At 40.4% G+C, this 11,540-nt stretch carries 13 protein-coding genes and 2 pseudogenes; 13 read left to right on the top strand and 2 right to left on the bottom strand.

The genetic code is table 11. The features are described from left to right. The 5 genes and pseudogenes from ACFIMX_RS07125 to ACFIMX_RS07145 all read left to right on the top strand — a co-directional run. Nucleotides 1-216 (top strand): annotated as a pseudogene (locus tag ACFIMX_RS07125) (phage portal protein); the annotation flags it as partial. A gap of 13 nt (nt 217-229) precedes the next feature. Continuing rightward, the gene (locus tag ACFIMX_RS07130) at nt 230-1,117 is read left to right on the top strand and encodes a hypothetical protein (RefSeq protein ID WP_375694236.1); all 888 of its coding nucleotides are present in this window, start codon (nt 230-232) and stop codon (nt 1,115-1,117) included. 93 nt (nt 1,118-1,210) lie between these two features. Further along, a complete protein-coding gene (locus ACFIMX_RS07135) occupies nt 1,211-2,338 on the top strand; it encodes a N4-gp56 family major capsid protein (protein ID WP_375639410.1) in 1,128 nt (375 codons plus the stop codon). A gap of 21 nt (nt 2,339-2,359) precedes the next feature. Further along, nucleotides 2,360-2,740, top strand: a complete 381-nt coding sequence (locus ACFIMX_RS07140) for a hypothetical protein (RefSeq protein ID WP_375694237.1) — start codon at nt 2,360-2,362, stop codon at nt 2,738-2,740. A gap of 11 nt (nt 2,741-2,751) precedes the next feature. Further along, entirely contained in the window at nt 2,752-3,132 is a 381-nt protein-coding gene (locus tag ACFIMX_RS07145; RefSeq protein WP_375694238.1) for a hypothetical protein, read from the top strand. Between the two features lie 32 nt (nt 3,133-3,164). Here ACFIMX_RS07145 and ACFIMX_RS07150 read toward each other — a convergent pair whose 3' ends face one another. Then, entirely contained in the window at nt 3,165-3,449 is a 285-nt protein-coding gene (locus ACFIMX_RS07150) for an addiction module antidote protein (protein ID WP_375639407.1), read from the bottom strand. After that, nucleotides 3,430-3,741, bottom strand: a complete 312-nt coding sequence (locus ACFIMX_RS07155; RefSeq protein WP_375694239.1) for a type II toxin-antitoxin system RelE/ParE family toxin — start codon at nt 3,739-3,741, stop codon at nt 3,430-3,432. Before ACFIMX_RS07155 ends, ACFIMX_RS07150 begins: the two co-directional genes overlap by 20 nt. 66 nt (nt 3,742-3,807) lie before the next feature. Between ACFIMX_RS07155 and ACFIMX_RS07160 the strand changes: the two genes are divergently transcribed. The 8 genes and pseudogenes from ACFIMX_RS07160 to ACFIMX_RS07195 all read left to right on the top strand — a co-directional run. After that, nucleotides 3,808-4,515 carry a hypothetical protein gene (locus ACFIMX_RS07160; protein WP_375694240.1) on the top strand — a complete coding sequence of 236 codons (708 nt, stop codon included), beginning with the start codon at nt 3,808-3,810 and terminating at the stop codon, nt 4,513-4,515. A gap of 1 nt (nt 4,516) precedes the next feature. Continuing rightward, the gene (locus tag ACFIMX_RS07165; RefSeq protein WP_375694241.1) at nt 4,517-5,974 is read left to right on the top strand and encodes a hypothetical protein; all 1,458 of its coding nucleotides are present in this window, start codon (nt 4,517-4,519) and stop codon (nt 5,972-5,974) included. Then, complete coding sequence (locus tag ACFIMX_RS07170) at nt 5,974-6,399, top strand: hypothetical protein (RefSeq protein WP_375694242.1); 426 nt, start codon at nt 5,974-5,976, stop codon at nt 6,397-6,399. The genes ACFIMX_RS07165 and ACFIMX_RS07170 overlap by 1 nt, the downstream gene beginning before the upstream one ends. A gap of 1 nt (nt 6,400) precedes the next feature. Beyond that, nucleotides 6,401-6,808, top strand: coding sequence for a hypothetical protein (locus ACFIMX_RS07175; RefSeq protein WP_375694243.1), 408 nt, complete (start codon nt 6,401-6,403; stop codon nt 6,806-6,808). Nucleotides 6,809-7,337: 529 nt separating this feature from the next. Continuing rightward, nucleotides 7,338-8,621 carry a hypothetical protein gene (locus ACFIMX_RS07180; protein ID WP_375694244.1) on the top strand — a complete coding sequence of 428 codons (1,284 nt, stop codon included), beginning with the start codon at nt 7,338-7,340 and terminating at the stop codon, nt 8,619-8,621. 13 nt (nt 8,622-8,634) lie between these two features. Then, nucleotides 8,635-10,722 (top strand): hypothetical protein, encoded by a 2,088-nt coding sequence (locus ACFIMX_RS07185; RefSeq protein WP_375694245.1) that lies wholly within the window; start codon nt 8,635-8,637, stop codon nt 10,720-10,722. Between the two features lie 37 nt (nt 10,723-10,759). After that, entirely contained in the window at nt 10,760-11,413 is a 654-nt protein-coding gene (locus ACFIMX_RS07190) for a transglycosylase SLT domain-containing protein (protein WP_375694246.1), read from the top strand. Nucleotides 11,414-11,425: 12 nt separating this feature from the next. Continuing rightward, a pseudogene (locus ACFIMX_RS07195) lies at nt 11,426-11,540 on the top strand (phage tail protein); the annotation flags it as partial.

The raw sequence follows: 11,540 nt of genomic DNA on the forward strand, positions 1-11,540 counted from the left end.
GAAAAGCAGCAAGATATTGCGGCTAAAAGTCAGATGCAACAGATGGATTTACAAGGCAAGCAGATTGAATTGGTCATGCGTCAAAAGAGAGCAGAATTGGAAGCGGAATTGATGCAACAACGCCATGAGCTTGAACAGGAGCGTATTCTTAATGAACGAGCGCAAAATCAGATTATGCGTGAAAGAGCCGCCACTTATCGAGGAAGAAGCATTTAAGAGAGGTTAGAGAATGAATGCAGAAATGAACGAAGCTATGAATGAAGATTACAGGGTTGGAGCACCGGTTTTTGATGATGATGAGAGTTCTTTTGAGAGTGATTATGAGGTAGAAAGTGTTGAGAGCAATGATGCGACACCTTCAGAACCGGTTGCAGAGCCCGTTGATAAGCCTTCAGAAATCGTTCCTATAGATCGGCAACGTGCAGAACAACAAGCCAACCAAGCCCGTGAAGCGCTTGTCAAGTTTTACGAACCCCAAGCCCAGCCACCAATGGTTGAAGGAGAAAGTGGACCTCCAGACCCTACACAAGACATCATTGGCTATATGGGCTGGATGGGAAGGAAGCTACAAGAGCAAGATGCGTATATTAGGGCACAGCAGGATGCACAAAGGCAAGCCATTGAATCCCACGAATTTAATGATCATTTGAACCAGTTTTTAGAAAGTTCTGTGACTTCTATCAAGGACAAATACAGTGACTTTGATGCAGCAGCAGATTTTCTTTATGAGACGCGTGCAAAGCAATTAGGTGCATGGTCTTCTATTTATCCGAATTATGCACAAAAGAGCACGATAGATGCGATTATAGGGGATGAATTGCGGACGATTGTAGCAACTTGTGCACAAAAAGGGGTTAATCCAGCAGAAGAGCTTTATAGGATAGCACAAAATCTTGGCTATCAAAACCAAGCAGTGCAAGCGAATAATCACGTTGCAGCGCTTCAAAGCCGTCAAAATTCTGCGAGAACCTTAACAGCATCTGGCGGAGGGGGCGTGACGGGTCCTATGACAAAAGACACCCTTGCTAATATGTCAGAGAAAGAATTCAACGCGTGGATATCCAATCCGAAGAATGAAGCGCGTTTTTATGAAATTATGGGTGCAGATCCTGATTAGGCAATAAATTTTACAGCATAATCCGCCTTTGATGCGGATTTTCCACCGGCTTTAAAGCCGGTTTTTTTACAGCAAAGAAAGGTGAAACAAAAAATGGCAACAACACATATAGGGACTCATGATCCGCAATCGGTGAAATTGTGGTCACAGAAATTAAGCAATGAAGTTTTGAAAGCGACGAAAATAGCCCCTCTGATTGGCAAAAGTTCGAACAGTATTATCCAGCTTTATAACGAAACCCATAAGAGTGCAGGGGACAGCGTCACATTCAGTTTGTTGGTCAATCTGTTTGGGGACGGTGTCACTCAGGGTGAAACCTTAGAGGGCAATGAAGAAGCCCTTCAATTTATGAATGATCGGTTGGTGATTAACGAGCTCTTACATGCGGCGCGTGTTGCCAATGATGATTCAATTGATCAACAGAGAATCCTTCCGAATTTACGCAAGAAAGCGAAAGAAGGCTTGGTTCGCTGGTATGCCAATCGTTTAAGCATCATGTTCTTTTTGCAGGTGTGTGGTTATACAGCGCGTACCATTAGTGTTGATGGTCGAGAAGTGTACATTAAACCGGTTCATTACGGCTTTAATGAAATCATGGCACCAAGCAGTGAACGGATTATTCGACCCGATGGGAAAACCAAGGATGAAGACCTTACCGATAAAGCGAAACATAGCTTTAGTTTGAAGCTTATTGATGAAGCGGTTAAACAAGCGAAACTTGCCAATCCGCAGATTTCCCCCGTTCATGTCAATGGTGATGATGTTTACGTTCTCTATTTGCACCCAACACAAGTGATGCAATTGCGCACCAATACAGCCGCTGGTGAATGGTTAGATATTCAAAAATCGGTTTATGCGACTTCTCGTGCAAAGAACCCAATCTTTGATGGTTCTCTTGGCATGTATAATGGTGTTGTTTTACGCGAAGCTATTCATGTTACCCATGGTGTAAAATCGACAGATCATACAGCTGTCAAAAGCGTGCGTCGTGCGGTGTTCTTAGGGGCACAGAGTGCGATTATAGGTTTTGGGAAAAATCATAGTGCAACAAATTACACCCTCAAAGAAGAATATTTTGATTATGAACGTGAATTTGGTGTTGCCGCCAAAACTTTGATAGGAATGAAGAAAACCCGTTTCCAAATGCCAAATAGTGCGCAGACAGCCCAAGATTTTGGAACGATTGTTATTCCTACCTACAGCGGTGAACCTGATAATTAATCATAGGGAGGAAAACAAGACATGGCAGATCAATTACCCTCTCCCTTGCAGGGGAGAAATCTACATACCCAACAGGTGAGTTTCTTACGTTTGAATATCTCACATAAAGAGAAGCATCTTACGGAGAAAATAGGGATATTGCCTCGTGGCGCTTTGATCACTTCCATAAAAGCGTTTGTGAAGACAGCGTTTTCTGAGGCGAAATTGAAGATTGGCAGCAGCTATGGGGGCAATGAGTTTGGGGAAAAAGATATCAAAGCCCAAAATACGCAAGATTTTACACCAACAGATCAAAAGGTTTTTACTCCAGAGGATAAAGAAATGACCCTTTATGCAACACGAGATAAAACCACAGATGCTGGTGAGTGTGTTGTGGTCGTGCAATTTGTGACAAATCATTAAGGGGATAAGATATGGCAGATTATTTACCAGAACCACTACAGGGGAGAAGCCTTCATACGCAACAGGTAAGCTTTTTGCGTCTTAATTTTAGCTATGAAGATAAAGAAAATGTGATGAAAATAGGCACCCTCCCTCGAGGTGCTTTGATTACTTCGATTAAAGCGTTTATTAAGACGGCGTTTTCGGATACGAAGGTTAAGATAGGCAGCACTGCTGGCGGGAGTGAATTTGGTGAGGTAGAAATTAAACAAGCCGGTATTAAAGCAGCGACGATTTCTAATCAGAAGGAGTTTGTCCCTTCTGATAAAGAGGTCACGCTTTATGCCAAAGCCGATAAAACAGTCCAAGCGGGTCAAGCAAGTATCGTCGTTGAATTCGTGACCAATCATTGAAATTGAAGGGAGAGATCCATTAACTCTCCTTTTTATGAAGTAGAAGATTGTACCGAGAGTTGTAAATTAAGGGCAGATAAGACAGCGACTAAGGTAGAAAGCTTAGGGTCACCCGTTTTGCTTAAGGAGCGATATAGTCCACTGCGTTCGCGATTGGTTTCTTTTGCTAAAGCACGCATATTTTGAGAGCGAGCAACGATACCAATAGCATCCGCTATATGAGCAGCATCACCAGTTTTGAAGGCTTCATTTAAAAAGACTTCTTGAGATTCTGGTGTTGTGAGGTGTTTTTCAAAGTTAAAGGTTTTCAATTTCATTTTTAAGATCCTTTAAAAGAGATAAGGCTTTTTGAATATCACTGGATTGTGTGGATTTATCACCACCACAAAGCAATATAATGATTTTATCGCCTTTTTGTGTGAAATAAATTCTGTAACCAGCTCCATAATGGATACGTAATTCACTTATGCCATTAAAAAACTTCGCATCACCCAAAAGTCCTGAACGAATTCTATGAAGTCTTGTAAGAATTATATCGGCAGCTTTTCTGTCTTTAAGCTTTTCTAGCCATTCATCGAATTCATCTGTTGTTTTTATTATCGCTACCATTAGTGCATCGTAGTACACATATTGTATAATGTCAATACTAATATTTTTCAAAGGAAAGGTATTTTGATGACGCGTCATTATATTCGGGTTAAGACGGGGGGACCAATACCGGCGAAACAGAATGTTTATCGTCATAGAAAAACGCTTTCATACTTGGTGTCGGTTATCCAAGATGAGATTGATGACATCACAGATGAGTATGTAGTGCAAATCCAAGAAAGTATTTTTGCTGCTATTCGTTTTTGTGAGAGAGAAAGTTTTTACTTTAACGAAAGCCGTGATGTTACGTTTCAAACACGGGCGGGGCAGGGGACTTATGATGCAAGCGATACCCGCTCTCTTGAAACAGCAGTCAAAATCAAAAGCGTTTATCTTAAGTCTGATCAACATCATAAGCTTGAACTAGAGTGGAGAAGTCCTTTTGCTCTAGAGCCTTTGTTGACATCAGAGCAGCAAGGAACGCCGGTTTGTTACAGTTATTTTGATAGGAAACTGTATCTTTATCCTACACCGGATAGGGCTTATCAGATACAACTTCTTCTCTCTCCACAGCGTTTATCAGAGATAGAGAGTGTTGATGAGGAGCATCCATGGTTTATCTATGGGTTTGACTTGATCAAAGCGCGTGCAAAATATGAACTGTACAAGAATATTCTGAAAGAACCCGATTGTGCAGCCGCTGCTTACAATGACTTTAATGAACAATTGCATGAATTGCGTGCAGAGACGTCCAAACGTCATAACGTCACGCGAATAATTCCAACGGATTTCTAAAATGGTGTATTTTCCAATTGCTGATTATCGACCAGATGTTTCGGTCGTCAATGGGAGCTTTACAGATACGCTTGTGAATGTTTTACCGGCTGATGGCTGTTACATTCCGATGCCTAGTGTCATGGTTGTGTCGCATGCTTTAGAAGAAAAGCCTTTGGGGTGCATAGCGTTTCGAAGTGGCAATGGTGTTAAGCTCATCGTAGGAGGAGCTAAAAAGCTTTACAGTTATGATAGCCAAACCAAGGGTTGGAAGGACATAAGCCAAAGTGGTGTGACATATCAAGCAAATGAAGAGAATAAATGGTCGTTTGCTCTTTTTAAAAACATGGTTATTGCGGTGAATAAAAATGATAAACCGCAAGTTTTCAAGGTTCTTAGTTCTGAACGGTTTGAAGATTTAGAAGGAAATCCACCGAAAGCAGGATTGGTCAAAGTTTGGGGACCTTTTGTTTGTTTGATGCAATTGACAGATCATCCCAATCGCATTCATTGGTCTGGAGAAGGCGATGAAACTGTATGGGAGACTCAATATAATGTCAGTGGTTATATGGATTTCCAAGATGGAGAATATGTTCAGGGGGCAACAGAAACAACCAATCCTCTTATTTTTCTTCGTTCCGCTATTTATGCTGGTTCTTTGACGTTAGGTTCCAAAAGCCCGTTTGTTTTTCAAAAGATACAAGACAAGCGAGGAGCCCGCAGTGCAGCCTCTATAGCGTGTCGAGGGAGTGATGCTTTTTTTGCGAGTGATGGTGGCTTTTATCAGATCAGTGCTGATGGTCAACTTTTGCCGATAGGCTTTGAGAAAGTTGATAGAACGGTTTTTAAAACCTTTGATAAGTTTGCTCTTGATGAGATGCAAGGGGTTATAGACCCCGTTGATAACCGGATTTACTGGTCAATAAAAAGAAGCAATAACGAGCAAACGACCTTTGTCTATGATTGGGGATTGCAGAAATGGTCGACGCTACAGGGAAAACCTTTCACATTGTTTCCAGTATTTACGACAGGGTATACTTTAGAACAGTTAGATGAGATCTCGATCAATCTTGAGACATTGCCGGCTTCTTTAGACAGCCCCCGTTGGCAAAGTGGCGCCCCAATGCTTGGTGCTTTTGATGAAAACAATAGGCTTGTTATGTTTACAGGTGCACCGATGGAGGCAACGGTTGTTTCGCAAGAATTGGGAGCACCAGATGGAAGTTTTAACTTTATCACGAAGATTTTTGCTGAAGTTGATACGACGCAAGGTCTTTTAAGTATTGGAGAACGTCGGCTTCGTAATGATCAGACGCCGATCACATGGCACCAAGAGAGGGCATGTTCTTATCTTACGGGCGCTTATCATGGTCGTTCGCGCAATCGTTATCACCGCTTTAAATTACGCATTCCTAAAAATGAACCTTGGACGGCAATTACGGGCTTTAACGTGGATTTACGTCCTTTAGGCAGAGGATAATGGCAAAAGTCTTTTTGACCACGTCTTGGGATATGGAGCGTATAGCGCCATACCTTGAAGACATCATTGCGTCATTTCGTGAGTATGTGGAACGTTTTAAACATGAAATCACGTTGCAAGAGCTCATTGAAGCGATTTGCAGTGGCAAGAAACAGTTATGGCTTGTTTTGAATGATGACGAGCGCTTTTTAGCGGTGTTCACGACCCAGATACAGCAGACAGTTTTAGGAAAGAAGCGTGCTCTGATTTGTGAATGTAGTGGCAAGGGTGTTCTTGATCAAGTTGACAATTTGACATTTGTAGAGGATTGGGCGCGTGAGAATGGCGCTTTTGAGATAGAGATTTTAGGGCGTTTAGGCTGGAAACGTGCACTGAACAAACAAGGCTATGGCATAGGTATGCTTTATTATAGGAAGGAATTGTGACATGGGGAGCAGTAGACCAGCAACGACAGAACAGAAGCAGGTACAAACAAGCGCTCCTCCTACTTGGATGCAGAATGTCTTTAAGCGTGGGGGTGCAGATGCGTATAACATGTATGACACAGGGATGGGGGGTAATGTTTATGGCGGTCCTCGTGTTGCACCTTTAAGCACTCCAACTTATCAAGCCATAAGTGGTCTTGGAGCTATTCCTCATCAGTATCAGAATTATATGAATCATTTGATGAATACTCCAACATCGTCTGCAAGAAACCTTAACTGGATTGCATCTGGTGGCTTGATGGGACCGAATTCTCAATTTGATGAGGAACTTAAAGAGGGCTTAAGTGAAATAAGAAATAGCATTAATCGACAGTTTTTAGGGAGTGGTCTTTATGGCTCTAGNCATTAATCGACAGTTTTTAGGGAGTGGTCTTTATGGCTCTAGTGCGCATAGCAATGAGTTACAGAGGGGGCTTAATGATGAATTAGCCCGTATCAAGTATAACCGGCGTGATAGAGATTTACAGCATATGATGCAAGCCAATTCGATGATTGATCAACTGAATGAGAACCGCTTAGGCATGATAGGCAACTTATTCCCCTCTTACAATAACGCTTATTCGAATATGTTGCAGGGGTCATCTGTTCTTAATGACTACAATCAACGCCTTGTTGATGCCAATAGAGAACGTTGGCTGGAACAAGACAATAGCGGCTGGAATAGATTGAATATGCTTATGAACGCCGGTCATGGCTTTGCAAGAAATTACGGCACGACAATGAATAATAATACAGCTTCAATGATGCATGGTAACGACCCTTGGAAGAACGCTATGATGGTGCTTTTTGGATTAAAGAAGGCTGCGGAAAAGGCAGCAAATGCTGCCGTTTAGTTTGAATAATCTTAGAAAAAATAAATAGTTAAAAGGGGTAGTGTAATGGTTTTTATGAGTTTTGACCCGAAAAATAGAAGTTTGGCATTAAAACGAAAAAAAACGGGAACAGAGTTATTACAGGAAGCAATACAGGAAAATCAAAGATTTGGATCTCAAGTACCAGCTCTTCCTAGTATGATTTCTATGAATAATCCCTATAATATAGGTTCCTTTTCTTTTGCTCCAATAGGTTCTATTTATACGAATGAAGAAAATAAACCTTCTCCAATTCCACAATCAGAAACTCCTCCTCAGTTAGAGACTTCTCCACCTATTCCAACAAAACCAGTTCCATTGCAAGAACAGCCTCCTGAACCAAATCTTAGTTTTTGGGATAAATTTTCTCGTTTTTCACAGTCTGATGTTAGTAAAAATATTGATGATTTTCTTATGGGTGCGATAACGGCTAGTCCAAATTCATCTGGATGGCAACTTTTTGCCAATGGGTTGAAGAGCTTGCATGAAGGCGATAAACAAAGAGGGCAGATTAACCAGACTGTCGAGTATCTAAAATCCAAAGGCTACAGTGAAGAAGAAGCCGCTATTATGGCACGGAATCCTCAAATGCTTAATGGGTTGTTTACACAAGGAATGAGTGCACATTCTAGTTCTCAACAAATAGATAATACACCACCTAAACTTTCTCCTGATTACTATGGTGTTTTTAATCCTGAGACTAAACAGTGGGAAGCAAAGGTTATTAAAAGAAGTAAGACATATGAGGAAAAAAAAGAAAAGCTTACAAAGCAAAAACAATTTTTTCAATCTGAATTAGTTAGTCAGAATACTAATATTAGGTTACTTGAGAATATAGAACAACTAGTTCGATCTACATTAACTGGGACAAATATATTGGCACCAATATTTTCAATATTATCTTCAACTGACGCTGCAATATTAAAGTCAAATATTGAAGCGATTAAAAAGAATCTTGCACGTGATACTTTGGAGGAAATGAAACAGAAGTCACCAAATGGAGCGTCAGGATATGGAAATATGAATATACAAGAATTTACATCATTACAGACCCGTTTGGGAAATTTAGATACAAACCTGAGGCGAGATATATTGTTAAAAGAAATTATAGCTGTAAAAGAGGCAGTGTTTAAGGCAAGGAGTAATACACAAAAACTTTTAAATAATTGGAACACTGAATATAATGATTTTCTATCATTGCCTATTTCACCTATTTCACAATTTACACATGTAAAAAATAAAGATGATGAGGATAGATTGTCTAAAGGTGAATTCTTTATAGATGACGGTGGTTACATAAGAAACAAGTGAAAGAGAAATTGATATGGGATATGTACCTTATTCTCCTGTTATTGGCCATATTTCAGATAAAGATATAATGGAAAAAATTTGGAATGCACAAAATAGCTATACAGGGATTACACAGCATCCAGAAGAAACACAAAAGTTAGAAGAAGAATATCCTACTGAAAATATTTCGTTGTGGGATGCTCTCAGAAGCTCTACTGCAGAAGGACTTACAGCAAACTTTAGTGATGAGCTTCAAGGTTTGTTTTCCCACTTATCAGGAAGCAATTATGATGAGGCTGTAAAGAAGGCACGCGCTTATCAGAGGGCAGTACATAGAGCATATCCTTGGTTATCATTTGGTGGAAATTTTATAGGGTCTATTTTACCATTGATAGCGACGGGGGGAGTGCCGTTAATTGCGAGTAGGTTAGGTTTAGCAGCATTTGGAGCTAGAAAAGCTGGTTTGTTTCCCCGTTTTGTAGGTGAAGCAATAGGTATTCCAGGAAAAGATTTAGGTCTTAAAACAGCGGTGAGATCAGGTGCATTATCAGGAGCGTTATCAGGAGTTGGAAGTGGTGTAGGATGGGGAGATTCTATAGATAGTGGGATAAATAATGCTGCGATTGGAAGTGTAGCGTCTCCATTTCTCTCTATCGTAGGTTCTTTTGCTGGGAGAGGGTATAATGCTATCGGCAATGCAGGAAAGAAAGCTCCAGATGGTTTTTCTAAGAGAGATTTACGGAATATTGCTAGTTATGCATATCATTCGGGGATAAAAAACCTACCAGATACTCTTGCAAAAAGTGGTTCTGAAGCACGTCTTAGTGATATTATTCCAGGATTTAAAAATCATATTTATGGTATAGTTCAAAACAATAGGATGCTTCATGAGCAGCTTAATGAAGAGCTTGGTAAAAGAGCAGCTGGAATTTCAGGACGAATGGGCAAAGCTCTAGATGAAAACTTTATCAAAAGAAAGGGAAGTGGAGATCTTGAAGATGCTTTAGAAGAGTCAGTAAACAAATCTACTTCGACTCTGGATGCAGGACAGATTCAAAAAGCTTTTGATAATATAGGTAGTATAAAGTCACAACCATTATATGATACAGCATTAAGTACTGCTTTAAAGCCTGAACACCAAAAAAAGGTGCAACAGTTAATGGAGCATTCACATTTTAAGAAAGCCTACGAAGAAGCTACGCAAGATGTCAATAATCGAAAAATTACGGATGCGGCGTATGTACAAAAATATCCTGATTCTATAATGGATATTCTTCACCGAACCAAAGTAAAGATTAGCAATCAGATTCAACGTGATAATCTAAATGGTATAGACACTGCGGATCTTGTTTCACTTGAAAAGTATATTATAAAGTTGCTAGAGGACATTTCAGGAGATTATAAGACAGCAAGGGAGGTTTTTGCCTCTTATAAAGATCTCTCTAAAGCTATAAAAGAAGGATACGATTCTTTGAGTTCTTCTGTTTCTATCAATGAGGCTCTGAATAAAAGCAATCTATATCAAAGTAAAGGTAAAGTGTCATCTGTTGGTGATAGAGCTCCGTCATTCGAAGATGCTTATAAATTAGGCACAAGAAGTAAGATTGATGATGAAATGTTCAATTCTAGCGATAAGTTAGAATATTATAAAAATCTTTTCAACACAGACAGCTATGTAGAAAAACTAAAATCTCTTTTTGGTGAAGATGCTGTAAAGAGACTAAAGGACGCTTTTGAGTACGAACAGTTGTATAATAAAACCTATAAGGGAATTCCAGAGCTGAGAGATAGAGCACGCCCAAAACTCTTTCAAGGGTTTAAAGAATATAAAGATATTGGGCAATTTCCGCATGCTGTTGTAAGAATACTAAGAAATGCACACAGGATGACAACAAGTCAGAAAAATCTAAAAGCTCTCCAGAAACTAGATAAAAAAATGCTAGAGCTCGATTCTTTAAAAGTAGGGGGATATAATAACAAACAAGTAGCAAAAATTATTCAAGATTTCATTAATGATTATGAGAAAGGACTTGTAAACAACGATATTGCAAAACGCTTTCATGCTTCTTTATCTCGACTAATGTGGGGAATGATGACAGCGGGATCTAGAAATTCTGAGTAATGCAGTAGTGATATCAACAATGGGGAAAGCTAACAAAATGACTAGCTATTATAGTCCTTCCATAGATCAAGCGATACGTCAAGCAGCAGCGCGTTATGGTTTGCCAGAAAGCTATTTGTACCGCGTTGCGCAAGTGGAAAGTGGCGGCAATCCGAATGCAAGGAATCCCCGTTCTTCGGCGGGTGGTTTGTATCAATTTATCGACAGCACAGCCAAACAATATGGTTTGCAAGACCGTTTTGACCCCATGCAAGCGGCAGATGCCATGGGGCGGTTGACCCTTGATAATCGTAATCATTTAAGCCGTGTTTTGGGAAGAGCGCCTACCGATGCGGAATTGTATTTAGCACACCAACAAGGGGCAGGAGGAGCCGCCCGCCTTTTACAAAATCCTCATGCTAATGCAGCGCAAATTGTTGGCAGCAATGCGGTTGGTTTGAATGGTGGTAACAGTGGCATGCGTGCAAGTGATTTTGTCAACCGCGTGTTACAAATGTATGGGGGAAAGCCTTATAGAGCAAGCCCTATTGTGCAAGGTGGTTTTGGCAATAGAGACAACTTACTCGACGTTTTAAGGGCATTATTAGCATCACAAGAAGAGGCTTCGGAAGAAGAAGAGAGTGATGATGATGATAATCCTTTGATGACGCAATTCATGCGGGCGTTTTACGGACCATTTTACCGGAATTAGGATTTATGAGAGATGTCAACGATTTATGATTGGTCGCTTAGAGCGGCGGATAATACGCGTTGTGATGCTTTAATTGATTGGTCAGAAGGGCAGCATCCTAGCAGTGTGAATAAGAGCGCCCGTGTGA

It is taken from the genome of Bartonella sp. AD24XZML (genome assembly GCF_042196485.1).
Taxonomy (GTDB): domain Bacteria; phylum Pseudomonadota; class Alphaproteobacteria; order Rhizobiales; family Rhizobiaceae; genus Bartonella.

Excerpts from the sequence above, each read along its gene's own strand:
- ACFIMX_RS07160 (WP_375694240.1), top strand. The coding sequence starts at position 3,808 with ATGACGCGTCATTATATTCGGGTTAAGACGGGGGGACCAATACCGGCG.
- ACFIMX_RS07155 (WP_375694239.1), bottom strand. The coding sequence starts at position 3,741 with ATGGTAGCGATAATAAAAACAACAGATGAATTCGATGAATGGCTAGAA.
- ACFIMX_RS07180 (WP_375694244.1), top strand. The coding sequence starts at position 7,338 with ATGGTTTTTATGAGTTTTGACCCGAAAAATAGAAGTTTGGCATTAAAA.
- ACFIMX_RS07130 (WP_375694236.1), top strand. The coding sequence starts at position 230 with ATGAATGCAGAAATGAACGAAGCTATGAATGAAGATTACAGGGTTGGA.
- ACFIMX_RS07185 (WP_375694245.1), top strand. The coding sequence starts at position 8,635 with ATGGGATATGTACCTTATTCTCCTGTTATTGGCCATATTTCAGATAAA.
- ACFIMX_RS07145 (WP_375694238.1), top strand. The coding sequence starts at position 2,752 with ATGGCAGATTATTTACCAGAACCACTACAGGGGAGAAGCCTTCATACG.
- ACFIMX_RS07165 (WP_375694241.1), top strand. The coding sequence starts at position 4,517 with ATGGTGTATTTTCCAATTGCTGATTATCGACCAGATGTTTCGGTCGTC.
- ACFIMX_RS07140 (WP_375694237.1), top strand. The coding sequence starts at position 2,360 with ATGGCAGATCAATTACCCTCTCCCTTGCAGGGGAGAAATCTACATACC.
- ACFIMX_RS07170 (WP_375694242.1), top strand. The coding sequence starts at position 5,974 with ATGGCAAAAGTCTTTTTGACCACGTCTTGGGATATGGAGCGTATAGCG.
- ACFIMX_RS07190 (WP_375694246.1), top strand. The coding sequence starts at position 10,760 with ATGACTAGCTATTATAGTCCTTCCATAGATCAAGCGATACGTCAAGCA.
- ACFIMX_RS07150 (WP_375639407.1), bottom strand. The coding sequence starts at position 3,449 with ATGAAATTGAAAACCTTTAACTTTGAAAAACACCTCACAACACCAGAA.
- ACFIMX_RS07135 (WP_375639410.1), top strand. The coding sequence starts at position 1,211 with ATGGCAACAACACATATAGGGACTCATGATCCGCAATCGGTGAAATTG.